The organism is Acrocarpospora phusangensis, assembly GCF_016862995.1.
Classification (GTDB): domain Bacteria; phylum Actinomycetota; class Actinomycetes; order Streptosporangiales; family Streptosporangiaceae; genus Acrocarpospora; species Acrocarpospora phusangensis.
The window spans coordinates 106,789-132,154 of record NZ_BOOA01000002.1 but is presented as its reverse complement, the minus strand read 5'-3'; the positions used below and the strand labels follow the sequence as shown (position 1 = coordinate 132,154).

Here is a 25,366-nt window from a genome sequence, read left to right as displayed (position 1 = left end):
CGTCGGGGAGGATCATGATGATGGGTTCACGTTTGCCGACCGTTGGTGTGGTGCTGGCCGGCGGCATCGGCCAGCGTGTGGGGCTGAACACCCCCAAACAGCTGTTGAAGATCGCCGGGAAGAGCATCCTGGAGCACACGATCGCGGCCTTCGACAGCCATCCGGACATCGACGAGGTCGTCGTCCTGATGACTCCCGGTTTCACCGGCGAGGTGGCCGCCCTGGTGGCGAAGAACCGGTTCAGGAAGGTGACCCAGATCCTGGACGGCGGCTCGACCCGGACCGAGTCCACCTGGATCGCGTTGCGGGCGCTCGGCGACCGGGAGTGCGACGTGCTGCTGCACGACGCGGTCCGGCCGCTGGTGGAGCCGCGCATCATCGGCGACTGCGTGACCGCGCTGGCCGAGTACCAGGCCGTGGACACGGCCATCCCGTCCTCGGACACGGTCGTGGTCGCGGTGCCCGGCCCGGCCGGGGAGATCATCAGGGACATCCCGGACCGGGCGCGGCTGCGGCGCGGCCAGACCCCGCAGTGCTTCCGGCTGTCGGTGATCAGGGACGCGTACGCGCGGGCGCTGGCCGATCCCGACTTCGACAAGCAGCCCGCCACCGACGACTGCGGCGTCATGCTGCGCTACCGCCCGGACGTGCCGATCTTCATCGTGGCGGGCAGCGAGCACAACATGAAGGTCACCCACCCGGTGGACGTCTTCATCGCCGACAAGCTCTTCCAGCTGGCCGCCGCCACCGCGCCCGCCCCCGTCTCCTACGCCGAGCGGCTGGACGGCCGCACCCTGGTGGTCTTCGGCGGCTCGTACGGCATCGGCGCCGACATCGTGGACCTGGCCAAGGAGCACGGCGCCACCGTCTACTCCTTCTCCCGTACCGAGACCGACACGAAGGTCCAGGACGAGAAGGCGGTGGCGGAGGCGCTGGCCCGGGTGCACGCCGAGACCGGCCGGATCGACTACGTGGTCAACACGGCCGCCGTGCTGCACATGGGCAAGCTCGGCGACGCCGACCACGCCACGATCGAGGAGGCCATCGGGGTCAACTACCTGGGCCCGGTCAACATCGCCAGGGCGTCCTTCAGGTATTTGGCCCAGACCCACGGCCACCTGCTGCTCTACACCTCCAGCTCCTACACCCGGGGCCGGGCCGACTACAGCCTCTACTCCTCCGCCAAGGCCGCCGTCGTCAACCTGACCCAGGCGCTGGCCGACGAGTGGGCCGAGCACGGCATCCGGGTCAACTGCGTCAACCCGGAGCGTACGGCCACGCCGATGCGGTTGCGGGCCTTCGGCGAGGAGCCGCCGACCAGCCTGCTGTCCGCCAAGGAGGTCGCCAGAACCAGCGTAGAAGTGCTCATATCAGACCTAACCGGACAAGTGGTCGATGTGCGCATCGATGGGTAAGCACCCCTCATGGGGGGATCTTTCCGGGGGGCCTTGGTCACCGCTGCGCTTCTGGGGGCTTATCCGGTTCTGGTGGTAGCGGCGCTCTGTCCGTGGCCGTGGGTGTTCGCGGCCGCCTGCGCGGTGTCGTACGCGGCGGAGGCGAAGCTGCCGAAATCCGTCGCGATCCAGCTGAGCCGGGTGCATCTGGGGGCGACCGTGCGGTTCCTCACCCGGGAGACGGCCGCCGTGCTGCTGCTGGCGCGGGCGATCGGCCCGGAGTCGCGGTGGTTCGCGCTGCTGGCCGCCGGACTGTTCCTGTGCCACGGCATGCGGGCCGTACAGACCGGGCTGGCGCTGTACCTGCGGCGCTGTCATGCCCTCAAACCGGTCGAGAGCCGCAACCTCGGCGTGGTGTTCCCCGCCGCGCCGCCCGAGGCGCTGCTCTCCTGGCGCGGGGTGCGGCTGCTCTACCTGGACGTGCTGCCGGTCGGGCTGACCGCCGCGGGCGCGCTGACCGGAGCCGCCTGGCCGGGCGCGCTCGGGGCCGGAGCCGCGCTGCTGCTGATGGCGGGCGCCACGCTCGTCCTGCTCTGGCACGTACGCCGGGTGGGTCCCCTGGCCGACCGGCGCCGGGTGATCCGGGCGGTGGACGAGCGGGTGCGCGCGTACCGGCCGGAGGTGCTCCTCTACTTCTCCGGCCCCGCCGACTCCGTCTACCAGGCGTCCATGTGGCTGCCGGTCCTGGCCGGCCTCGACCGGCGGGCCGTCATCGTGCTGCGCGAGCGGGCGCTGCTCGGCGGGCTCGGCCCGACCACGCTGCCCGTGCTCTGCATCCCCTCCGCCGTGGACATGATGAACTTCCGCGGCCTGGACACCGCCCGGGTCGCCCTGTTCGCCTCCAACGTCGGCAACAACATCCACATGCTCCGCACGCCCGGCCTGGTCAGCGTCTTCATCGGCCACGGCGACAGCGACAAGGAGGCGTCCTTCAACCCCTTCACGAAGGTGTACGACGAAGTCTGGGTGGCCGGTCCGGCCGGCCGTGACCGTTACCGGCGGGCGGCCGTGGGCGTGCCGGACTCCGCCATCGTCGAGGTCGGGCGGCCCCAGCTGGCCGGGATCACGGGCGAACGGCCGGCGACGCCGTACCGGACCGTGCTGTACGCGCCGACGTGGGAGGGCTGGACCGACGAGCTGTTCCACAGTTCGGTGGCCGCCATGGGACCCCAGCTCGTCCAGGCCCTGCTGGACCACTCCGTACGCCTCATCTACAAGCCGCACCCGCTCATCGGCCACCGCTGCCCGGCCGCCCGCGCCGCCCACCGCCGCGTCCTGGCCGTGATCGCCAGAGCCGGGCAGCCGGCGGGACGCGTCGCCACCGACGACCTCTACGCCTGCTTCAACCAGGCCGACCTGCTGGTCAGCGACATCTCCAGCGTGGTCGCCGACTTCGTGGCCAGCGGCAAGCCGTACGCGGTGACCAACGTGGCCGGGCGGCCCGCCGCCGACTTCCGCGAGCGGCACCCGACGGCGCGGGCGGCCTACCTGCTGGGCAGGGAGCTGACCGAACTGCCGGAGATCCTCGCCCAGCTGGACAAGGACGAGGACGCGCTGACGGAGGAGCGGCGGGCGCTGCGGGGATATCTCCTGGGGGAAGGGGACGCGATGGGGAGGTTCCGGCGGGCGGTGGACAACGCCTGCCGGCGGGCGGGCAGGACTAGTGGAAGAGGTCCTGTAGATCGGTGCCCGCCGGGCGTGGCTTGCTGAGGCGCGAAGGGCTGGTGAGGAAGCCGGCGCCCCACGACAAATGCATCGTCACGTACACGAGCGGGAGCCGGACCAGCGCGGCGCCGGACAGGCCGCGGCCGGTCAGCGGCGTGGCGGCCAGGATCGCGGCCAGGTAGAGGCCGGGCACCAGCACGGCCGGCCAGAGGAACGGCGTGAGCGCCAGGCCGAACACGATGCCCAGCACCGCCGCCGGAGGGGCCAGGTAGCGCAGGTTGATCGTGCCCTGGTGGGTGCGGGCCACCACGCGCCGCCAGCGGCCGTAGTGGAAGTACTGCTTGGCCAGCGCGCGCGCGTTCGGGCGGGGCCGGTAGGAGACGCGCATCTTCGGCTGGAACCACACCAGGCCGCCCGTCTCGCGGATGCGGTGGTTCATCTCCCAGTCCTGGGCGCGCTGGAAGTGCTCGTCGTAGCCGCCGACGCGCTCCAGCGCCTCCCGGCGGAACACCCCCAGGTAGACGGTGTCGGCCGGGCCGCCCTCGCCGCCCACGTGGAAGGCCGCGTTGCCGACCCCGATCTTCGACGTCATCGCGCGGGCGACGGCCTGCTCGAAGGCGGTGACACCCTCGGCGGCCATGATCCCGCCCACATTGTCCGCGCCGGTCTGCCGGAGCGTGTCGACCGCCGTGCGCAGGTAGTCCTTCGGCAGCATGGCGTGCCCGTCCACCCGGGCGACGATCTCGTTGCGGGACGCCTCGATGGCCGCGTTGAGCGCGTTCGGCGTGCGCCCGGTCGGGTTGGCGACCACCGTGACCCGCGGGTCCGCCGCCGCGATCGAGTCCGCCACCTCCTGCGTCCGGTCCCGCGACGGGCCCACGGCCAGCACGACTTCGATCGCGCCGTCGTAGTCCTGGTCAAGCACCTGCTGTACGGCTTCGCGCAGGTGCCTCTCCTCGTTGAGGACCGGCATGATGACGGAGACAGAAGGGCTCATCAGACTCGACAGACTGTGTGGGGGCGCGTCGGGGAAGGGGTTCGTGGCTGCGCTCACGCTACTGTACGAAGGGGCGTAGACGGCAACCTCAAGGGGGACCGGTGGAGGACTCGGGTGTGCGCGTGGGCGGGGACGCCTACGGCGGGGTCCGAGTCTCAGCACCCCGCACCCGCCGCACCCGCACCAGCGTCCGGTCGCTGGTGATCACGGCGACGCTCTCCAGCCTGGTGCTGGTCGGGTCCGGATTCGCGTGGGCCATTCCCGAGTATCTGATCGGGCAGATCGAGTCCGTGGACGCGGGCACGGCCGGATCCTCGTCGCGGGGGGCGCTGAACATCCTGCTCGTCGGGGTGGACAAACGCGACAACCTCACGCGGAAAGAGCAGAACCAGCTGCATCTCGGGCGTCAGACCGGGGAGCGTACGGACACCATGATGGTGATCCACCTGTCCGCCGACCAGCGGAAGGTGACCGTGGTGTCGTTGCCCAGGGACACCTGGGTGGACGTGCCGGGGCAGGGGCCGCACAAGATCAACGCCGCGTACCAGTTCGGTGGGGCGAAGCTGGCGGTGCAGACCGTGCAGCAGGCGACGGGACTGCGGATCAACCACTACGTCGCGGTCAACGTGATGGGTTTCATCGATGTCGTCGAGGCGCTCGGCGGGGTCACGGTGTGCACGCCTGTCGCGATCAACGACAGCAAGACCAAGTTGCAGCTGGCGGCCGGGACGCACGAGCTGAACGGGGTCAACGCGCTGCACTACGCGCGGACGCGGGCCACCGGGCGGGCCGACCTGGATCGCATCGACCGGCAGCAGCAGGTGATCTCGGCGTTGCTGGGGAAGGCGTTGAGCGGTGACACGCTGACGAATCCGGTCAAGCTGGGGGCGCTGGTCGATTCGACGCTGCGGACGCTCACCGTGGATCAGGCGCTCGCCGAGGACTTCCTCGGTCTGGCGACGCAGCTCAAGGACGTGTCCACCGATGATGTGTCCTTCGCGACCGTGCCGCTGACGGATGTGAACTACCGGACGCCCACCGGGGAATCCGCGGTGTTGTGGGACAAGCCCGCGGCTCGGGAGATGTTCCAGCGGATCAACAATGACCAGCCGCTGGTTCCGGCGGTCAGGCCCAGCAAGTCGCCCACGGCCTCACCCTCGCCGTCGCCCACCGCGGCGACGATCGCGCCCAACCGCATCGCCATCCGTCTCCGCAACGGGACCATGGTCACCGGGCTCGGGGCGCGGACCAAGGCCGCGCTCCTCGACGCCGGCTTCCTCGTGCCCACCGCTCCCGGCGACACCGCCACCCGCAGCTACAAGAACACCATCATCCGGTACGGCCCGACGCGCCTCGACTCCGCCCGCACGGTCTCGGCCGCCTTTCCGGGAGCGGAGCTCCGCGAGGTCGACATCGACGGCATCGAAGTGATCCTCGGCGCCCAGAACAACACCGTCCACAAGCCCACGATCTCCACCCCCAAACCAACCCCGACCGCCATCTCCACCCCCACCACCAAAACCGCCACCCAAAACATCTGCAAAAAGCCGTAAACGGCGCCGGATAACGGCGCGCAACCAACCGGCTCAGTCGGATTTTTCACGAAAAACCGGCCGGTCACCTTCGCAGTGAATCTCGATCTCGGTCTCCGCTTCCTCGGCCTCGAACTTCAATTTGGCCCGATCATCAGGACCGGCATGAACATCGTCCACCTGATACCCCTGCGCCGGCGTCCAAGAGAGCAACGACACCTGCCCGGACACGCAGGAAGCCACAACAGACCCGCCCCGCGTGGCGATGACACGAATCTCCCGAGGAGCGGCCCCAGGAGTCTGAGCCATCGTCGGACCAGGCGCCGCCGACCGGACCACACCCGGAGTCGGCGACACCGTGACCGGTATGGCCAACTGCCGCCGCACTTCCTCAGCGGAAAGCGGCCGCACATCCGCACCCGTCACAGCCGACCCCAGCGAGTTCGTCACCGCGACCCCCGCGACCATCGCCACGACAACAGCCGCAACCCACCCGCCAACCCCGAGCAACGTCCGCAGATTCACCCCCACACGATCCCCCACCCCGCGCTAAGCCCACGCTAAGACCCCGATAAGAACCTTATGCACCCCCTCCCGACCGGCTAACGTGGCCGCAAATGGCAAACGTCCTGCTCGTCGAGGATGACGTCACCATCCGTACGGCCCTGGTCCGGGGGTTGCGCGATCGTGGTCACGCCGTGTCCTCCGCCGCCACCGCCCTAGACGGCCTCCGCCTGGCCCTCGACACCCGGCCCGACCTCGTCGTGCTCGACCTGGGCCTCCCCGACCTGGACGGCACCGAACTGCTCCGCATGCTCCGCGCCGTCAGCCGCATGCCCGTCATCGTCGCCACCGCCCGCGACGGCGAACCGGAAACCGTACGCCTCCTGGACGCCGGCGCCGACGACTACGTGGTCAAACCGTTCACCGCCACCCATCTGGACGCCCGCATCCGGGCGGTGCTCCGCCGTACCGGCCAGGAGGACACCGACACCACGGTCACCGTCGGCGGCCTCCACATGGACGTCCGCGGCCGCGAGACCACCCTCGACGGCACCCCCATCGACCTGACCCCCCGCGAGTTCGACCTGCTCTTGTATCTGGCATCCCGCCCCGGCCGCGTCGTCACCAAACGCGAACTCCTCACCGAGGTCTGGCAGGTCCCCTACGGCGGCACCGACAAAACCGTCGACGTCCACCTATCCTGGCTCCGCCGCAAACTAGGCGAAACAGCCCAAGCCCCCCGTTTCCTCCACACCGTACGCGGCGTCGGCGTCAAACTGGTCGACCCCACCTGACCCGCGATGAAACCCAGGTCGGCACTCCTGGTTGCCCCATCTGCCCCGGCGAAAGAATCCCGATGACCACTCGACCGGCCCGATGAGACCCAGGCCAGCACTCCTGTGACCCCACCTGACCCGGCGAAAGAATCCCGATGACCACTCGACTGGCGACATGAGACGTAGGCTGGCACTTCTGGTCGCCGCGACCACCTCGCTCGTCCTGATCGCGATGCTGGTGCCGATGGGCCTGCTGGTGCGATCGGCCGCCGAGAACGGCGCGGTCGCCCAGGCCACTACCGAGGCCCAGTCGGTCGCCGCCGTAATCGGCACGGTCGACCCGGCCGCGCTCGCGCTTACGGCGAACCGTGCGTCCGCCGCAGGTGGCCATCAGATCTCGGTCTTCCTCCCTGATGGAACGGTCGCCGGAGTCCCGGCCGAACGCTCCCCCGCCGTCGATCTCGCCGCCCGCGGCCGGAGCCTCTCCGCGGAAGCCCCCGGAGGCGGACGCGAGATCCTCGTCGCAGTTCAGGGCGAATCCGGGACCAGCGTGGTGCGGGTGCTGCTTTCTGCCGCCGATCTGAGCAGGGGCGTACAGGCGGCGTGGCTTGGACTGCTGCTGCTTGGCCTGATCCTCGTCGGGCTCGGCGTCCTGGTGGCCGATCGTCTCGCGGTCGCGCTCACCCGCCCGATGACCGGCCTCGCCCAGGTCTCCCACCGTCTCGCCGGCGGCGACCTGTCCGCCCGTGCCACCCCCACCGGCCCTCCGGAGATCCGCGCCGCCGCCCTCGCCCTCAACCACCTGGCGACCCGAATCGACGCCCTCCTCCATGAAGAACGCGAATCGGTCGCCGACATCTCGCACCGCCTCCGTACCCCCCTGACCGGTCTCCGCCTCGAAGCCGAATCCCTGTCCAATCCGGACGAGGCCGAACGCCTCGGCACCCGCGTCGACGCTCTCGACCGCGCCGTCACCTCTGTGATCGTCGACGTACGCCGCCGGAGCAGGGAACGCGGCTCCTGCGACGCCACCGCCGTCGTCGCCGCCCGCGTCACCTTCTGGTCCGTACTCGCCGAAGAACAGGACCGCCCCCTCACGTTGTCCCTCCCCGGCTCCCCCCTCCCGGTCGCCGCCTCCGCAGACGACCTCGCCGCCGCCGTGGACGCCCTCCTCGAAAACGTCTTCGCCCACACCCCCGAAGGCATCCCCATGTCGGTACGGCTGACGCCCTCCACCCCCGGCGCCGAACTCACCGTCACCGACTCAGGACCGGGCATCCCCCAACTCACCGAGCGCGGCCGAAGCGGCGGCAACTCCACCGGCCTCGGCCTCGACATCGCCCGCCGTACCGCCCAATCGGCCGGCGGCACCATGACCCTGAGCACGCCACCCGGCGGCGGAACCACCGTCACCCTCACCTTTGCCGCGCCTTAACCCTCGCAAAGCGCGCCCATAGCCAACCCCAGGCAACGGTAAAGCCATGAGAATCAAAACCGCCCTCACCGGCGCCCTGACGGCCACCGCCCTTCTCCTCACCGGCGCCGCCACCGCCGGCGCCGCCACGACTTCCGCCGGCACCGCCTCCGCTTCCACCGCCGCGGCCGACATCACCCGCGCCAAGGCCATCAAAATCGCCAAGAAAGCCGTCCCCGGCGCCCGCGTCACCGACGTGGAACGCGAATACGAGCACGGCCACCGCACCTGGAAAATCGAACTCGAAAAGGGCCGCTACGAGTACGACGTCTACGTCTCCATCAAGACCGGCAAAATCATCAAATTCAAAGTCGACCGCGACTAGGACCCCGGACAGAACGAAGCCGGTCGCCCTTGGCACCGGTGCGGCGAACAGCGTCACCTGCGTCAAACGAGATGGCCCGCAAAGCCACTGGGCGTACTGCGTGGACGTGGATGGGCAATACGCCCCCAGTCGGGCATGGGCGGCCTTAGGGTCAGACGCTGAAACAGCGGGTCAATAGCGGGAGCTCAGATGGCCGAGATCGATCTGACGCAGCACGCCGCGCAGCACGGCGGATCACAACCCCTACGCGGATATCTCGCGACGCCTCAGGGCGAGGGGCCTTGGCCCGGCGTGGTGATGATCCACGAGATCATGGGGCTGGAGCCGATGATCCTCCGCCATGCCGACCGTATGGCCCAGGCCGGTTACCTGACCCTCGCCGTGGATCTCTTCAGCGCCGGCGGCCCGCGACGCTGCCTCGTCTCCACCATCCGCGCGCTCCAAAGACGCGAAGGCCGCCCCTTCGCCGACATCGAAACCGCCAGAACCTGGCTCGCCGCCTCCCCCGACTGCACCGGCAAAATCGGCGTCATCGGCTTCTGCCTGGGCGGTGCCTTCGCCCTCCTCACCACCACCACCGGCTTCGACGCCGCCTCCGTCAACTACGGCAGACTCCCCCGCGACCTCGAGGCCACCCTCACCGGCTCCTGCCCCATCGTCGCCAACTACGGCGCCCGCGACCGCACCCTCAGAAACGCCGCCGCCCGCCTCGAATCCGCCCTCACCACCCTCGACGTCCCTCACGACGTCAAGGAGTACCCCACCGCCGGCCACGCCTTCCTCAACGACGAAGTCACCACCCCCTTAGCCCTCCGTCCCCTCCTCCACATCGCCGGCATCGCCCCCGACCCCGAATCCGCCCCCCATGCCTGGCACCGAATCACCACCTTCTTCTCCGAGCACCTGACCTAACCCCGACCAGCGCCGACGGAACCTCTCAAAACTCCGCTCACCCTTGCCTCCGGCCTTCCGCCGGTACACGTGGTTCTCCCACCCTCTGTGAGCTGGCGCTCGGCCCCTCCTCCAGCGCTGGCCGCATGCCCGGCATTGCTTACGGTGGTTCTCCCACCCGCCCACCCTTTGTGAGCTGGCGCTCGGCCCCTCCTCCGGCGCTGGGCGCATGCCCTGGCAGTGCTTGCGGTGGCTCTCCCACCCGTTTGAGCTGGCGCTCGGCCCGTGAGCAAAGCAGCGGCGGGAAGGGTAAATGGATTTCACCTTTCAGGGTGAAACTGTTTACGCATGGGCCGGACGGTGCGCTTGTGGCACCGTCCGGCCATCGTCCGAGGGTCAGGCGAACGCGTCGATCGTCGCTTCGCCGAAGGCCTTCAGGTCGTCGGGCATGCGGCTGGTGACCAGAGTCGACGGGGCCGCATTGCAGACCACGACCTCCTGGTCATGCCAGGTCGCGCCCGCATTGCGCAGATCCGTCTGCAGGCTGGGCCACGACGTCATCGTCCGCCCCCGTACGACATCCGCCTCGATGAGCGTCCACGGCGCGTGACAGATCGCCGCGACGGGCTTCCCCATGTCGAAGAACGCCCGGACGAACCGGACGGCCTCGGGGCGCGTACGCAGGTAGTCGGGGTTGGCGACACCGCCGGGCAGTACGAGCCCGTCGAACTGGGCGGCGTCGACCTCGTCCAGGGTGGCGTCCACCGGGAAGGTGTCGGCGCGGTCGAGGTGGTGGAACGCCTGGATCCGGCCTTCCCGGGTGGAGATCAACCTGGGCGTGCCCCCGGCGTGCAGGATGGTCTGCCAGGGGTCGGTCAGCTCGACCTGCTCGGTGCCCTCGGGAGCGGCGAGAAATGCGACGGTCTTGCCTTCGATCATGGCTGTCTCCCTTCTGAGCTGCCTAGACGCTGCCTGAGCACTGTCCAGACCCTTCCCCTGCCCGTTCTCACCAGCCCTATTCGGGCTCGTACGCGAGGTTGGGCCGCAGCCACCGCTCCGCCTCGGACACGGGAACCCCGCGCCGCGCGGCGTAGTCCTCCACCTGGTCCCGGTTGATCCGCCCCACGGTGAAGTACCGCGATTCGGGATGCGCCAGTATCAAGCCACTCACCGCCGCGGCCGGCGTCATCGCGTACGACTCCGTGAGGCCGATCCCCAATTCCTCGGACCCCAGCAGATCGAAGAGCTCGCGCTTCTCCGTGTGGTCCGGCGTGGCCGGGTACCCCAGCGCGGGCCGGATCCCGCGGAACCGCTCGGCGTGCAGGTCCTCCATCGCGGGGGAGGCGCCGGGCTCGAACCACTCCCGCCGCGCCCGCAGATGGACGTACTCCGCGAAAGCCTCGGCCAGCCGGTCGGCCAGCGCCTTCACCATGATCGCGCGATAGTCGTCCAGCTCGGCCTCGTACGCCGCGGCCAGCTCCTCAGCCCCCTGAATGGAGACGGCGAACCCGCCGACGTGGTCCCCAGCGGGGGCGACGAAGTCCGCGAGGCACCGGTTGGGCCGTCCGGCGGGCTTCTGCGTCTGCTGGCGCAACATCGGCAGGCGTACCCCGTTCACCACGATGTCGTCGCCTTCGGAACGCGCGGGCCAGAAGCCGTACACGCCCACAGGACGGAACGAACCGTCGGCGATGATGCGGTCGAGCATCGTGTTCGCGTCGTCGAAGAGTTCGCGCGCCTCGGGCAGGTCGAGGATCGCGGGGTACTTGCCCTTGAGCTCCCAGGCGAGGAAGAGGAACGTCCAGTCGATGAATTCCCGCAGTTCGGCGACCGACGGCGTGACCGTCCGCACCCCGGTGAACGCCGGCACGGGAAGCTCGTCGAACGCGATCTGCGGCCGGTTCGCCCGGATCTGGTCAAGTGGGAGCAACGGCTGGCGTACCCGCGCCTCATGCTGCTCGCGCAGCCGCTTCTGCTCGGCCCGGTTCTCGACGTCCAGATTGGCCGCCCGCTCCTCGTCGAGCAGATCGGAGACCACGCCGACCACCCGGGACGCGTCCAGCACGTGCAGCGTCACCGAGTTGTACGCCGGGGCGATCCGCACGGCGGTGTGCTGCCGCGACGTGGTCGCACCCCCGATGAGCAGCGGCGTCTTGAGCCCGCGCCGCTGCATCTCGCCCGCGACGGACACCATCTCGTCCAGCGACGGCGTGATCAGCCCGGACAGCCCGATCACGTCGGCGTTCTCGGCCACGGCCGTGTCGAGGATGACCGACGCCGGCACCATCACCCCGAGGTCGATCACCTTGTAGTTGTTGCAGCCCAGCACGACCCCGACGATGTTCTTGCCGATGTCGTGCACGTCGCCCTTGACGGTGGCCAGCACGACGGTGCCCTGCCCGCGCCCGGTGTCCAGCCGCCCCTCCAGCCGCGCCTGCTCCTTCTCGGCCTCCATGTACGGCTCCAGGTAGGCGACCGACCGCTTCATCACGCGCGCGCTCTTCACCACCTGCGGCAGGAACATCTTTCCGGAACCGAACAGGTCGCCCACGATCTTCATGCCGTCCATGAGCGGGCCCTCGATCACGTCGAGCGGCCGGGCGGCCTGCTGCCGGGCCTCCTCGGTGTCGGCCTCGATGAAGTCCACGATGCCGTGCACCAGCGCGTGCGCGAGCCGTTCCCGTACGGGCGCGTCCCGCCAGGCCAGGTCGACCACGCGCGCGGTGCCGCTCCCGCTCACCGTCTCGGCGAACGCCACCAGCCGGTCGGTCGCGTCGTCCCTGCGGTCGAACAGCACGTCCTCGACGAGTTCCAGCAGGTCGGCCGGGATGTTCTCGTAGACGGCGAGCTGCCCGGCGTTGACGATCCCCATGTCCAGCCCCGCGCGTACGGCATGGAGGAGGAACGCGGAGTGCATCGCCTCGCGCACCACGTCGTTGCCGCGGAAGGAGAAGGACAGGTTGGAGATGCCGCCGCTGGTCCTGGCTCCGGGGCAGCGCGCCTTGATGAGCGGCAGGGCGTCGATGAACGCCTTCGCGTAGCCGTTGTGCTCGGCGATGCCGGTGGCCACGGCCAGCACGTTCGGGTCGAAGATGATGTCTTCCGCGGCGAACCCGGCCTCCTGGGTGAGCAGGTCGTACGCGCGGGCGCAGATGGCCACCTTGCGCTCGGTGGTGTCGGCCTGGCCCTGCTCGTCGAAGGCCATCACCACGACGCCGGCGCCGTAGTCGCGGATGCGCCGGGCCTGGGCCAGGAACTGCTCCTCGCCCTCCTTGAGGCTGATCGAGTTGACCACGCCCTTGCCCTGCACGCACTTGAGCCCGGCCTCCAGGACGCTCCACTTGGAGCTGTCCACCATGATCGGCACCCGGGCCACCTCGGGCTCGGTGGCGATCAGGTTGAGGAAGGTGGTCATGGCCTGCTCGCTGTCGAGCAGGTCGGCGTCCATGTTCACGTCGAGCACGTTCGCCCCGCCGCGTACCTGCTCCAGCGCGACGTCGACCGCGCCCTGGTGGTCGTCGGCCTCGATGAGCCGCCGGAACCGGGCGGAACCGGTCACGTTGGTCCGCTCACCGATCATGACGAAGCCGGTGTCGGGCCCGATCGCGAACGGCTCCAGGCCGCTGAACCGGGTGGCCGCGACCGGCGCCGGGACCTCGCGCGGCGGGAGCCCCGCCACCGCGGCCGCGATCTTCTCGATGTGCGCCGGGGTCGTCCCGCAGCAGCCGCCGACGATGTTCACCATGCCGGCGTCCACGAACTCGGACAGCAGGCCGGCGGTCTCCTGCGGCGTCTGGTCGTAGCCGCCGAACGCGTTGGGCAGGCCCGCGTTGGGGTGGCTGGCCACGTACGTCCCGGCGAGGCGGGCCAGTTCGGCCACGTGCGGCCGCATCTCGGTCGCGCCGAGCGAGCAGTTGACGCCGACCACCATCGGCTCGGCCCGCTCGATGGAGCGCCAGAACGCCTCGACGGTCTGCCCGGAGAGCGTGCGCCCGCTGAAGTCCACGATCGTGACGGAGATCCACAGCGGCAGGCCGGGGGCGACCTCGCGGGCGGCGGCGATCGCGGCCTTGGCGTTCAGCGTGTCGAAGATCGTCTCGATGAGCAGCAGGTCCACCCCGCCCTCGGCGAGCGCCGCGATCTGCTCCGCGTAGGCGTCGCGTACCTGATCGAAGGTCACCGCCCGGTACGAGGGGTCCTCCACCCGGGGCGACAGCGAGAGGGTGACGTTGAGCGGCCCGATCGACCCGGCCACGAACCTGCCGCCGAACTCGTCGGCCGCCTGCCGCGCGAGCTGGGCGCCGCGCACGTTCATCTCCCGTACGTACGCCTCCGCGCCGTAGTCGGCCTGGCCCACGCTGGTGGCCGTGAACGTGTTGGTGGTGGTGATGTCGGCGCCGGCCGCGAGGTACTGCCGGTGCACGTCCAGGATGAGATCCGGCCGGGTGATGTTGAGAATGTCCGGGTCGCCGGTGAGGTCCCGGGGGTGATCGGCGAAACGTTCACCGCGATAGTCCTCGGGCGCGAGCTTCGCGCCCTGGAGCATCGTCCCCCACGCGCCGTCCAGGACGGCGACGCGTTCGGTCAGCAGCTGCCGCAGAGCATTCGTCCGGTGCACCAGAAAGTCTCCTCCCACGTGGGAGGCGACCTTGAGGGGGATGGTTCCAGTCGAGCGTGGCGGGCTCCAGCCCGTTGCAGCGCCTCTCGACCTGCCTCAAGTCTACCTGAGCTCACACTCGTCCGACTGGCACTCCCACGATCATGCGACCGCCTGACGGGCAATCCCTCACGAATCAGGGTGAGCTCTGCCAGTGTGGGGCGTATGGACCTCAAGGACGCCAAGGAGCTGACGCGGGCTCTCAGCGAGCTCCTCAAGGACGCCCACCACCAGCTGGACGAGGCGCGGCCGACCCCCGAACTGGTGGCGCGGGTCACCGGGCATCTCGGGTGCTCGCTCAAGGACGTCGTCAACGTCGTCGAGAGGTTCCCCACCTGGGAGCACGTCAACCTGCAGCGCGGCCTGGACGCGTACCTGGCGGCGCACACCCCGGACGCCGAGTGGTTCGGGATCGCCGGGCACGGCCGCGAGCACAACGACATCGTCAACATGCTGGCCAGCGCCGAGCGGAACTGGGAGCGCTTCGAACCCGGCGCCGTCGACTACGCCACCGCCGCCGTCGGGCCCGACGAGACCACCGAGGTCATCTCGCTCGGCCTGATCCTGACCCGCTCCCCCGAAGGAGTCCCGGTGGTGGTCGGGCTGCGCGGCGCGCAGGAGCACTCGGCCCCGCAGTGCCGGATCGTCGTCCTCGCCCCGGACCGGCGCAGCGCCACCGGCACCCGCGACGCGATCGAACGGCTGATGCGCGAGCACGACATCTACCGGGGGCAGGTCCTGTCGTTCGCGTGGAGCGAGCACCGCGGCAACGACCTGGTGACGTTCCTGCCCCGCCCCAGCCTCGCCGCCGACGAGGTCATCCTGCCGGGCGGGGTGCTGGCGACCATCGAACGGCACATCGTGGGGATCGCCGAGCATGCCGTACGGCTGCGGGAGCACGGCCAGCACCTCAAGCGGGGCCTGCTGCTCCACGGGCCGCCCGGCACCGGCAAGACGCACACCGTCCGCTACCTCATGGGCCGCATGAGCGAGTGCACGGTGATCGTCATGACCGGCACCGCCATCCGGTACGTCACCCAGGCCGCCGGCCTGGCCCGGCGGCTCCAGCCCGCGATCATCATCCTGGAGGACGTGGACCTGGTCGCCCGCGACCGCTCGCACACCGACGACGGCAACCCGCTGCTGTTCGCCCTCCTCGACGCGATGGACGGCGTGGGCGCCGACGCCGACGTCACCTTCGTCCTCACCACCAACCGGGCAGACGTGCTCGAACACGCCCTGGTCGACCGCCCGGGACGCGTGGACCTCGCCGTGGAGATCCCCAAGCCGGACGCCGTCGGCCGTACCGCGCTCCTCCGCCTGTACGCCCGTGACCTGCGGCTGGAAGCCGACCTCGACCCGGTCGTCGCCAAGACGGCCGGCGCCACCGCGTCGTTCTTCAAGGAACTCCTCCGCCGTACGGTCCTGACCGCGCTCCGCGACGAGGACCCGTCACCCGTCCTGACCGGCGAACACTTGAGCCAGGCTCTGACGGACATGCTGGGCGAGCGGGAAGCGCTGACCAGGTCCCTGCTCGGTTCCGGCGAACGCGTGCACCAAGCCGAGGAGCACGGCATGCCCTTCGCCGATTTCGACGAGCGGTGATCGCCGCCTAGAGTTGCCGTATGAGCCGGAAGATCGCCACGTCCGACACCGTCACCCGTGACCAGCTGCTCGACTTCCTGCGGGAACGGCACCGGGCGATCCTCATCACGGCGCGACGTGACGGACGGCCGCAGGCGTCGCCGGTGACGTGCGGCGTCGACGCCGAGGGCAGGATCGTGATCTCGACCTACCCCGAGCGGGCCAAGACCCGCAACGCCCGGCGCGACGAGCAGGTCAGCGTCATCGTGCTGTCCGACGACTTCGACGGCCCATGGGTCCAGGTGGACGGCACCGCCGAAGTGCTCGACCTGCCCGAGGCGCTCGAACCCCTCGTGGACTACTTCCGCTCGATCTCGGGCGAACATCCCGACTGGGACGAATACCGGACGGCCATGGCCCGCCAGGGCAAATCCCTGGTACGCGTCACCCCCACCCGCTGGGGCCCGGTCGCGACGGGTGGTTTCCCGGCGCGCCTCGCCTGAAATCGGCGCGCCGCCTGGACCGGAGACTCGTCCATCGCTGTCCACGCCCGCCCAGGACTGTTGCACGCCGTCGGCCAGCCATGATCGATCCGCTACTCGGGACCGTCCCGCCGCCTATTCACCTATTGCGTTCCAGGAGAACCACGGGGATCTCGCGAGTGGTTTGCTCCTGGTAGGCCGCGTACTGCGGCATGGCCGACACGATCAGGTGCCACAGATGTGGACGCTCTGCCGCCGTGGCGGGGCGTGCTCGGGCGGTGAAGGTCTCCGTACCGACCTGCACGGTGACATGCGGGTCGGTGAGCAGGTTCAGGTACCAGGCAGGGTGATGATCCGCTCCGCGGTTGGAGGCCGCCAGGACGTAACGGCCGCCGTCACGTCCGTAGACCAGTGCAGTGCGGCGCAGCTCGCCGCTTTTTCGCCCCCGGGTCGTCAGCAGCAGGTCGTTCACACCCGGCCGTGGCCGACCGCCGGTCTCCTCGAAACGACGGATATGTTCGGCAATCCAGGGGTTCGGGTTGTCGTGGACCTCGGGCATCACGCCTCCCGGACGCTGGCGGCGGTGCGGCGGTGGCGGGGAGCCTCGATTTCGTCGACCAGCGCGACCGCGAAGTCCGCATAGGTGATCCGGCTGGCCGGGTCGCCATGCTCGGCGATCTGATACCGGCCGGTGCGCGTGCCGTCTCGGCTGAAGTCGCCCGCCGGCGCGACATAGGCCCAGTCGAGGTCGCAGTCCCGAAGCACGTCGAGCCCCGCCGCATGGCCCAGATAGAAGGCGCGGTACTCGTTGGGGTAGCCGGGCTCGTCCATCAGAGGAGCACCGGATGCCCCCGGCATGATCGACGCGAGCCCGACCACCACCAGGCGGGGCACGCCCGCCTTCGCCAGACCGGTGGCCAGGGCGCGGGCCGACGAGGTGAAGAAGTCGTGCGGTGGCCTGGACAGGTCCACGGCAGCACTGATGGCGGCGTCATGCCCGGCAGCCGCGTGCTCGATGCTCACCGGGTCCGTGACATCGCCCGCCACCCGCACGTCGCTCAAGTCACTGTGGCCTGCGGGGTCACGCACCACGGCGGTGACCGCGTGACCGCGCCGACGCGCCTCCGCGACCGCCTGCCGCCCCGCCCGGCCGCCCGCGCCGAACACCACGATGTTCATGACGAAACCGCCCCTCCACCAGCGCCGGAGCCCAAACGCCCGGCCGATTCCAGGACGCTATCCGGGGCCACGGTTACCACCGGGATACCGGCTACCGTGAGGCCATGAGGGAACCCCTGCCCGACGACATGTTCGACGAGCTGTGTCCGTCCTCGCTCAATCCGATCCGATTCGGCGACAAGTGGGCGGCGCTCATCATCCGCTGCCTCGAACACGGGCCACGCCGGTTCACCGAGCTACGCGTACCCCTGAAACGCGTCACTCCCAAGGTCCTCACCCAGTCGCTGCGATCCCTCGAGCGGGACGGTCTGGTCAAACGCACCGTCTACGCCGGGACCACCCCGCATGTCGAGTACGAACTGACCCCGCTCGGCCGCAGCATGCTCAAACCGATGGCGGTCGCCTGCGCCTGGGCGGAGGAACACTGGGACGAACTACTCGACGCCCGCGAGTCGTACGACAACGTCACCCAACACGACAGGGACCGAACAGTGATCGTTTAAAATGCCGAACCGGACAGAAGAAACCCCGCCATCGAACCTCGGTTGGCGGGGTTTCGGCATGCCAGGGCTACTTGAGGAGCTGGCGGGCCATCACCATGCGCTGGATCTGGTTGGTTCCCTCGTAGATTTGGGTGTTCTTCGATGCGCTCATGGGCTACCTGCAATAGCCCACGAAGCTAGCCGTTGACCAGGGCATAGGCTTTTCAGGACCTTCCATCGGTTGCCGTCGGTTTCGGCGCTCCCACGGAACAGTCACGGAACAGACCATGATCAGGAGGTGCTCGGTGGCACTTCCTAAGAAGGGCTCTCACAGCGTCACCGCGAGCGATATGGCTTACCACTGGCGCGTCCGCCACAAGCCCGCCCGCCTACGCCAAGAAACGGCTCGACTCCTATGACCTGACTGGAGCAATATCCCGGATCTTGAGCTTGTCGATACTGATGATTTCCACTTGTTCCGGTGGGCTTGATCCGGTTTGACGGACACCTGAGATCAGGGGTTCGCCCCCGGAAAGGTGTCCATGTTGGACAGCATGGGCAAGAAGAGACGTCCACGCCGCTCGTTCACCGCGGAATTCAAATACGAGATCGTCGAGCTGTGCAGGCGGGGTGACCGCTCGGCCGGGCAGGTGGCCAAGGGCTTCGATCTGACCGAGACCCGCTGTGCGGGAATGGGTCCGCCAGGCCGAGGGCGACGCCGGCAAGCGTGACGGCCTGACCAGCGGTGAACGCGAGGGGCTTTCGACACTCTTAGAGCTGATCATTTCGCGGATATTCCACGCGCTCCCAATCGTCTTCGTCCTCCTCGTAGCTGCCGACCCAGCCCCGGATGGGCGAGGGTCAAGCGCGGCCCACCGGCCGCGTACCGCTTGGCCAGGACGCGCGGTGCTCTGGCCAGACACTCAGCCTGGAGAAGGATCCACCGCAGCCACGAGCCATCTGGTAGCAAGCTGACGGAGCACAAGGCCGCCAGGTCCGAGCACCGGAAGCGGCGCGGCAGCCTGATGTCCCCGTAGTCACCGACCGAGGTATCTTCGCTTAGCCAGGCATCGACTACGCCCCTTCAGCTGATGAGTCGGCTGCGGTTCCCCGGCCACGGCTGAGCCAGCCGCGCAGTCGCTCCAGCAGCCGGTCTACATCGAATGGCTTGGCCACATAGTCGGAGGCGCCGGAGGCGATGCTCTTCTCGCGATCGCCTCGCATGACCTTAGCGGTCAACGCGACGATCGGCAGATCCGCGAACTGCGGCATCCGGCGGATGGTCGAGGTCGTCGCCCAGCCATCCATCTCGGGCATCATGATGTCCATCAGGACCAGGGCGACGTCCTCGTTGCGTTCGAGCTGCTCGATACCCTCACTGCCGTTCTCGGCGTAGACGATCGTCGAGCCGTACCGCTCCAGCACGCTGGTCAGCGCGAACACATTCCGAATGTCGTCGTCGATGATCAGAATCTTGACGCCAACCAGCGGGTCCTCGCCCTGCCACTTCTGGCCCCAGACGGGCAGGTCGGCGACCGGCGCCTTGACTGGGTTCGTTGTGACCGGACGGCGAACCACACCACCGTCGCTCGCGGCCAGCGGGCCTGAATAGACGGGCGGTAGGTAGAGGGTGAACGTGCTCCCCTTGCCGAGCTCGCTATCGACGTGGATCTCGCCGCCGAGCAACCGGGCGATGTCGCGGCAGATCGAGAGGCCGAGACCGGTGCCGCCGTGCTTGCGGCTGGTGGTGCCGTCCACCTGCCTGAATGCCTCGAATATGACCTCGAGCTTGTCTGGCGGGATGCCGATGCCACTGTCAGTGATCTGGAAGGCGATCAGATCGCCTGCCTCGCGCAACGCCGCGTCGCTGTACTCGATGCTCATCGGCGCGGGCGCGACGCGCAGCCGTACCTCGCCCTTGGGGGTGAACTTGACCGCGTTGGAGAGCAGGTTGCCCAGCACCTGCTGCAGGCGCTGCTCATCGGTGCGTAGGTTCTGCGGGACGCCTGGGTCGAGCTCAACGATGAAGGCCAGCCCTTTGTCCTGGGCCAGCGGGGCAAAAGCGGACTCGACGTAGCTGACGAGCTTGGGCACCGAGAGTTGGCTCGGATGGATGTCCATACGGCCCGCCTCGACCTTGGATACATCCAGGATGTTGTTGATCAGCTGGAGCAACGCCGAGCCCGCGCCGTGGATCGTGCGCGCGAACTCCACCTGCTGGGAGGTGAGGTTGCCCTCGGCATTCTCGGTGAGGAGCTTGGCCAGCACGAGCATGCTACTGAGGGGTGTACGCAGCTCGTGAGATGTGTTGGCAAGGAACTCGGACTTGTAGCGGGAGGAGACGGCCAACTGCTCGGCCCGCTCCTCCAGGGTCTTTCTGGCCTGTTCGATCTGGAAGTTCTGGATCTCAATCGCACGGTTCTGCCTGGCCAGCAGCGCCGCCTTCTCCTCGAGCTCGGCGTTGGATCTGCGCAGCTCATCTTGAGCCTTCAAGGCTTCGATCTTGAGCTTGATATCTTTTTGGCTGAGTTCGACGAAGGATACGATTCCGGACGGAATATCGTCCGACCGCTCGACCAGCCAACGTTGCGCTTCGGCGACCCTGACGTCCGAGAGTAAATCACTCTCCGCAGAACGCTCATCCATTACCGTCAGCCAGCGCTGGAACTCCGCATCCGTATCGGCCCAGTCCCGCAGGCGCTTCCATTCGCGGATCAATGCTTCGTGAGCAATTTCTGCTGTGTCCGGCCCTTCGGGTGCGAGCACCACTAAACGGTTAGTTGAACTGGCAAGCGCTTCGGCTATCTTCCAGCCATCGCCTAAATGCTCACGCTGCGCGACCACTCGGACCGCACTCGCTGCCCCGCCTCTGGCGCGCACCATTGCCAGCAGGACCCTCCGGATGCTCCCTTCATCGAATTCTGCGCACAGTTCATGGTAGACATTTTCCGCATGTCGATTCAGAGCACCGGCGACACCACCGAGAGCATAGTAGTGATCAAATGTCAACCTGCGCTTGATCTGCATCGGCCACAGCTGGGTCAGAGTGAATTCAAGGAGTGGTAGTCCGCCTCTACTCCGGCTGGCTTCTGCAGCGATAAGCTCCACGAGTTGCGGTGAGTACATCACGCCTTCGGTAGTGGAAGGCTCGACAATTACCCGGGTCAGAGCCCGTTCATCCAATGGAGAGATGTTCAGCTGCCGATCCTGCAGCCGCAATCCCATTCCAGGTAGTTCGAGAATCATTGGAAGGAAGTCGGCCCTGAGCGTACAAACGAGTCGGACGGCACGCGAGACTGATTCACTCCCGACAGGAGGAAGTAATTTCTGCAGGAATTCTAGACCTTCACTATTGCTTTGCTCGGAAGTAAAAAGCTCTTCCATCTGATCGCAGATGATCGCGACCGGTCCGCCTACCAGAAGGGTCATTTTCTCGGTGACATGCGTTAGACCGTACTGGCGTACTTGGGTAGCGCAGGCATTAAGGTCCTCCAGAGAAGGCGTCTTTTCTGGTTGCGCTAGACTCAGCAGTGCATACGCAGCGGCATCGAATGGCGATCGACCGGGCCGGAACGAGGTCACCCGCCAACCCTCGGCGCGGAGAGCAGGCTCTAGACCGGCAGCTACCAGGGATGATTTGCCGACACCGGAAGGCCCGACCACAAGGATCAGTGGATTGATTTTGACCATGGACCTGAGCCTGGTTATTTCGTCTTCCCGCCCAACGAAAAGCCCGGCTCGAGCGTCAGCGGCCGTGAATGTACGTAGTCCGCGATACGGGCAAGGTGGAATGGAACTACCAGCGAGAACCTCTGGCCATGATTCTGCAATATGTGCCATAGGGATCGCATAGGCATCGCCCACCAAACCATCGCGAGATGCGATGACCAACATGCCGACGACCACGTCCCCCCATTCGTCCTCCGTGATCACGGGGCTACCGCTGTATCCTGGTTGAGCCCTCAGGGCGGACTCGCTGGCCGCATCGAGTTGAAGCAGCCCCCCGGTGACCGCACCACGAATTCTGCACGTGGTCCATGCTCCGTTGGCCCGGGAAGGGGAGCTTGGATACCCGAACATGCTTATCTCGCCTTTGGGCGGCTCTTTGCGGTTTACCAGCCGGGCCGGGCCGGCACCGTAAGGCAAGGTGTCTCCTCCCACGAGAACGAGTCCGGCGATATCGCGGCCAGCGCAATCAGTCGCCGCCGGCGGGCTCCATGCAACAACCTTGCAGTTCCTTAGAGGCGCACCATCGACATCACCTAGAAGCGGGAAATCAATCTGGATCCGCACGCTCTGTGCCGGGCGATCGCTGGTGATCTTGTCTCGCCCCATCGCCGCATTGATAACATGTGCACACGTCAGAATTTCGCGATCGCCCACCACGAGACCGACACCCACGGTGTCTTCACTTCCAGAGCGTCGGATGCGGACCAAAAATCCGTGCCGCGATATAGTCGCCATCACCCTAAGAACGCTTCCACAGTACCCGGATCGCAAAATTTACTTCCGTGGTCCCCTTGGCAATCACGATTGTCGACTCGCCACTAACCTTTAAACCGAATTCTATTTCGATTTCATTGGGCGCCGCTTCACGGAGAGTGTCGATGATTTGGGCGAGAGCGGGCTTGATGCTGTGAAGTGCTTTATCGAGAGAATTGCGAGCTCGTGCAATAGTTCCATCCCCAGCGGCGAGGTCGAGATCCTGGCCCATCAAATCGCGATCGACCTCGAAAACGATAACGTCTTCGCTGCAGACCTCAACAGGCACGGCCAACAGTCGATCCATATTTGACTCCCAAAACAGTCCATACCAGCCAAGCCTTGATCAGCGCCCGAGCAGCCTATGGGCGCAAGACGGGCCTAGATGGCATTGTCCGCGCTAATGCAATCAAGAGGCAAGGATGTGTCCCTGTCTACCTCGTCACGGCCCGCCTCGGCCACTCCGATCCCGCTATCACGCTCCGGGTGTACGCCTCACCTGATCAGCGAACAGACGGGGCCGACATCTTCGCCAACGCGATCAAGGTGGCGTGAGGGCCTGTTAGCAAGATCGGGAACATTGCCCGGACAAATCTAGAGTCCCTGGCCATATCTGACCTGGTCTGAGGATTTCGCATGTGAGCCGCCTTGGGGAATCGAACCCCAGACCTTCTGTTTACAAGCCAACTCGACAGCATCCACCGGTGTCTACCGCCGTCAGACGTGCCTGTTCAGTGGGCCCTCCGGCCTGATCAACGTTCGTGAACGTACACCAGCGTCCACGAACGTTGTTAGCAACGGCGTTGGCAAGATCGACCGCATGGTGTTTGCCCCGTTGGAGGCTGCCACCTCAGCCATGATCACCGGTGCCAAGTCCTGACGAAGGAAGGGCTTGGCCTCGATCGCCCCAACCCCGAACGGCGGGTACCGAAGTGCGCGATCGTCACGGCCCTGGCCAACCAACACCCGCGCTTAGGAGAGCGTGAGCTACGCCCTGTTCCTCTGAGCTGCTCAAATTCACCATGATGGCGGAGGGAGAAGGATGATCACCCCGCAGATGCCCCACGTTCGCCGGGGACGATACCGTCCGTGATGCCCTTCGCGGCGGCCGAGGTCGGACGGTCTGAGAATAACCGTACGCCCATGAACCGAGGTGTACCGTTCCCTCAACGTCAGCACCTAGGAGGTGAACATGCTGACTCCGACATCGCGCGATTGGGAGGATTGGGCCACCGGAGGTGAGGGCCACCCTCCCCCGGGCTGGGGTGAGAAGCAAGACGGCGAGCCAGACCTCCCTATCGTGTACTCGACAGCCGACGCCGCGGACGAGATGGCGCAGACCGTTATGCTCCGCTATGTGGAGCTCCAGCGGTCCATGCTGGAACTTCGCCTTAGGCCCCTTGATCCGCAGTTCGAGGCATTCCGCGAGGCCCTACGCGGATCGTGGAGCAAGAGGACTCCCCTCGTCGATCTGGCCTGCCATGGCGACTCCGGCTTCGACCTCGTCGTCACCTTTGGTGACGGACGTAAGGCTTTTATACAGGCGAAGGGGTTCCTGACCGCGGACGGCGCCAGGCGCTCTGACCGCGATGCGTGGCGCAAGGCCCTCAACGTCTGCCGCGCAGCAGCGAGTTCAGACAAGTCCGGAGGACGCGGACGGCGGAAGCTGCCCCGGTGGTTGGCAGACGTCCTCATTGAACTCGCCTCCCGGACTTTGCCGATCCCCTTCCTGATTGGGATCGACAAGATCCGGCGGTCACGGACCGCCGTTGTTCCACAGGGCTACGACAGCGAGGCACCGCGCATCGCACCTTCCTTCGGCGAGCTCGCTGTGCACTACACACACCACGCCAGCACCCGATAATCCCCTGCAGGTCGAACCGGAGCTTCTTGTTTGGCCTGGGGGTGTTCGCATTCCCGCAGCCAGCCGTGACCAGTTCGCCTGCGGGTTGCGCATGCGCGCTCCCGCGTTCACCCGGGAGTCAAGGGTGCCATACACCCATTCCGTGGTCCTGCACATCGCAGGGCTGCCAGCCGAGCCATCTGCCTCGGCCAACATTTTCGTTAGCGTCCTGTCCAGCGTTCTCGTGCTGGTCGTGCTTTTCGTCATCTTCCTCGGCTGTGTGGCCGTGTTGAGCACCGACATCGAGCGGTGCAAACGCGCCGAGAAGATCCTACGGGCGATGTTGAAGTTCCTCGTCGACATCGTCAGGGCCATCATCGGGCTCTTTAGGAGCCAGACATGAGCGGCCACCGCAGGGGCCGCCCTGCTTGCATCTCGCCCGAGGCAAGGGAGAAGGTCGTCCGCATGCAGATAGCCGGCATGGGAGATCAGGCCATCGCCGATGAGCTCAACCAGGCGGGAGTCTCCACACCCATGGGAACCTGCCACTGGACGCGCGCACACGTCTGGCGACTGCTCAGGACGCGAGACGCCACCGAACTGCTGAACCGACTACGGGAGTCACCAAGCTAAGGCGACCCGTCCGTCGAAGCGCCCCTACTCTCGTGTCGAGGGCAGGGGCGCTTGGACTGCCGTGACAGAGCAACGTATGCGGACACCGCTCACCGCCTGCGCCTTAGCCCTGGTGCGGTTACCGCCGCTCTTGCCTCTCCTCGGACGCAGCCTCCCGACCTTGAGCCTGTTCGTGATGGCCCCGCGCAACGAGCGGGTAAGAGGGGGACCGATAGCTAACCGGAGGACACAGGGAGAACGCGTGATTAAGCCGCAATCGGCGCTTCCCCCGGAATCCGATGGGCTGGGGCTGAGGAACGAAGATCAGTGCTCCGATCACCCTGACTCTGTACGGCGACACCGGAGTGAGCGATCGTCACGACCACAGCCACCTCGCTTCATGCGTGGCGGTTTTCAAGACCAGTAT

At 67.3% G+C, this 25,366-nt stretch carries 21 protein-coding genes; 13 read left to right on the top strand and 8 right to left on the bottom strand.

All coding sequences use genetic code 11. The features are described from left to right. Positions 1 to 20 precede the first annotated feature (20 nt). A complete protein-coding gene (locus Aph01nite_RS01700) occupies positions 21 to 1,415 on the top strand; it encodes a bifunctional cytidylyltransferase/SDR family oxidoreductase (protein WP_239161313.1) in 1,395 nt (464 codons plus the stop codon). A 72-nt stretch (positions 1,416 to 1,487) separates the two neighbouring features. After that, positions 1,488 to 3,164, top strand: a complete 1,677-nt coding sequence (locus tag Aph01nite_RS01695) for a CDP-glycerol glycerophosphotransferase family protein (RefSeq protein ID WP_239161312.1) — start codon at positions 1,488 to 1,490, stop codon at positions 3,162 to 3,164. Here the strand turns inward: Aph01nite_RS01695 and Aph01nite_RS01690 are convergent. Next, a complete protein-coding gene (locus Aph01nite_RS01690; protein ID WP_204038898.1) occupies positions 3,115 to 4,116 on the bottom strand; it encodes a glycosyltransferase family 2 protein in 1,002 nt (333 codons plus the stop codon). The two genes, Aph01nite_RS01695 and Aph01nite_RS01690, sit on opposite strands and share 50 nt — an antisense overlap. A gap of 101 nt (positions 4,117 to 4,217) precedes the next feature. Between Aph01nite_RS01690 and Aph01nite_RS01685 the strand changes: the two genes are divergently transcribed. Then, the gene (locus Aph01nite_RS01685; RefSeq protein WP_204038897.1) at positions 4,218 to 5,669 is read left to right on the top strand and encodes an LCP family protein; all 1,452 of its coding nucleotides are present in this window, start codon (positions 4,218 to 4,220) and stop codon (positions 5,667 to 5,669) included. A gap of 33 nt (positions 5,670 to 5,702) precedes the next feature. Here the strand turns inward: Aph01nite_RS01685 and Aph01nite_RS01680 are convergent, their stop codons facing one another. After that, positions 5,703 to 6,173: a hypothetical protein gene (locus Aph01nite_RS01680; RefSeq protein WP_204038896.1), complete on the bottom strand. Its 471-nt coding sequence runs from the start codon at positions 6,171 to 6,173 to the stop codon at positions 5,703 to 5,705. Positions 6,174 to 6,265: 92 nt separating this feature from the next. Between Aph01nite_RS01680 and Aph01nite_RS01675 the strand changes: the two genes are divergently transcribed. From Aph01nite_RS01675 to Aph01nite_RS01660, 4 genes are all read left to right on the top strand, one after another. Beyond that, a complete protein-coding gene (locus Aph01nite_RS01675; protein ID WP_204038895.1) occupies positions 6,266 to 6,946 on the top strand; it encodes a response regulator transcription factor in 681 nt (226 codons plus the stop codon). Positions 6,947 to 7,103: 157 nt separating this feature from the next. Beyond that, positions 7,104 to 8,363: a sensor histidine kinase gene (locus Aph01nite_RS01670; protein WP_204038894.1), complete on the top strand. Its 1,260-nt coding sequence runs from the start codon at positions 7,104 to 7,106 to the stop codon at positions 8,361 to 8,363. 46 nt (positions 8,364 to 8,409) lie between these two features. Beyond that, entirely contained in the window at positions 8,410 to 8,727 is a 318-nt protein-coding gene (locus Aph01nite_RS41980; protein WP_204038893.1) for a PepSY domain-containing protein, read from the top strand. Between the two features lie 189 nt (positions 8,728 to 8,916). Continuing rightward, a complete protein-coding gene (locus Aph01nite_RS01660) occupies positions 8,917 to 9,639 on the top strand; it encodes a dienelactone hydrolase family protein (protein WP_204038892.1) in 723 nt (240 codons plus the stop codon). Positions 9,640 to 10,014: 375 nt separating this feature from the next. Here Aph01nite_RS01660 and Aph01nite_RS01655 read toward each other — a convergent pair whose 3' ends face one another. Both Aph01nite_RS01655 and metH read right to left on the bottom strand, forming a co-directional pair. Beyond that, positions 10,015 to 10,557, bottom strand: coding sequence for a type 1 glutamine amidotransferase domain-containing protein (locus Aph01nite_RS01655; RefSeq protein WP_204038891.1), 543 nt, complete (start codon positions 10,555 to 10,557; stop codon positions 10,015 to 10,017). A gap of 76 nt (positions 10,558 to 10,633) precedes the next feature. Beyond that, positions 10,634 to 14,236, bottom strand: coding sequence for a methionine synthase (gene metH / locus Aph01nite_RS01650; protein WP_204038890.1), 3,603 nt, complete (start codon positions 14,234 to 14,236; stop codon positions 10,634 to 10,636). A 204-nt stretch (positions 14,237 to 14,440) separates the two neighbouring features. On the opposite strand from metH, the gene Aph01nite_RS01645 reads away from it, so the two are divergent. Further along, positions 14,441 to 15,880, top strand: coding sequence for an AAA family ATPase (locus Aph01nite_RS01645; protein WP_204038889.1), 1,440 nt, complete (start codon positions 14,441 to 14,443; stop codon positions 15,878 to 15,880). Between the two features lie 20 nt (positions 15,881 to 15,900). Then, complete coding sequence (locus Aph01nite_RS01640; RefSeq protein ID WP_204038888.1) at positions 15,901 to 16,362, top strand: PPOX class F420-dependent oxidoreductase; 462 nt, start codon at positions 15,901 to 15,903, stop codon at positions 16,360 to 16,362. Between the two features lie 118 nt (positions 16,363 to 16,480). On the opposite strand, the gene Aph01nite_RS01635 is transcribed toward Aph01nite_RS01640, so the two are convergent. Together Aph01nite_RS01635 and Aph01nite_RS01630 are read right to left on the bottom strand one after the other, a co-directional pair. Next, entirely contained in the window at positions 16,481 to 16,900 is a 420-nt protein-coding gene (locus Aph01nite_RS01635) for a nitroreductase family deazaflavin-dependent oxidoreductase (RefSeq protein WP_204038887.1), read from the bottom strand. Next, positions 16,900 to 17,520, bottom strand: coding sequence for an NAD(P)-dependent oxidoreductase (locus Aph01nite_RS01630; protein ID WP_204038886.1), 621 nt, complete (start codon positions 17,518 to 17,520; stop codon positions 16,900 to 16,902). Before Aph01nite_RS01630 ends, Aph01nite_RS01635 begins: the two co-directional genes overlap by 1 nt. A 104-nt stretch (positions 17,521 to 17,624) precedes the next feature. Here Aph01nite_RS01630 and Aph01nite_RS01625 point away from each other — a divergent pair, with 104 nt between their 5' ends. Next, on the top strand, positions 17,625 to 18,023 hold the full coding sequence (locus Aph01nite_RS01625; protein ID WP_204038885.1) for a winged helix-turn-helix transcriptional regulator: 399 nt from the start codon (positions 17,625 to 17,627) through the stop codon (positions 18,021 to 18,023). Positions 18,024 to 19,076: 1,053 nt separating this feature from the next. Here Aph01nite_RS01625 and Aph01nite_RS01620 read toward each other — a convergent pair. Further along, entirely contained in the window at positions 19,077 to 22,403 is a 3,327-nt protein-coding gene (locus tag Aph01nite_RS01620; RefSeq protein ID WP_204038884.1) for an nSTAND1 domain-containing NTPase, read from the bottom strand. A gap of 67 nt (positions 22,404 to 22,470) precedes the next feature. Further along, positions 22,471 to 22,791, bottom strand: coding sequence for a CU044_2847 family protein (locus Aph01nite_RS01615; protein ID WP_204038883.1), 321 nt, complete (start codon positions 22,789 to 22,791; stop codon positions 22,471 to 22,473). Between the two features lie 885 nt (positions 22,792 to 23,676). Between Aph01nite_RS01615 and Aph01nite_RS01610 the strand changes: the two genes are divergently transcribed. The 3 genes from Aph01nite_RS01610 to Aph01nite_RS42530 all read left to right on the top strand — a co-directional run bounded on the left by Aph01nite_RS01610 (position 23,677) and on the right by Aph01nite_RS42530 (position 24,960). Further along, positions 23,677 to 24,348, top strand: a complete 672-nt coding sequence (locus tag Aph01nite_RS01610; RefSeq protein WP_204038882.1) for a hypothetical protein — start codon at positions 23,677 to 23,679, stop codon at positions 24,346 to 24,348. A gap of 142 nt (positions 24,349 to 24,490) precedes the next feature. Next, a complete protein-coding gene (locus tag Aph01nite_RS01605) occupies positions 24,491 to 24,730 on the top strand; it encodes a hypothetical protein (protein WP_204038881.1) in 240 nt (79 codons plus the stop codon). Then, positions 24,727 to 24,960, top strand: a complete 234-nt coding sequence (locus Aph01nite_RS42530) for a recombinase family protein (protein ID WP_204038880.1) — start codon at positions 24,727 to 24,729, stop codon at positions 24,958 to 24,960. The genes Aph01nite_RS01605 and Aph01nite_RS42530 overlap by 4 nt, the downstream gene beginning before the upstream one ends. Positions 24,961 to 25,366 lie beyond the last annotated feature (406 nt).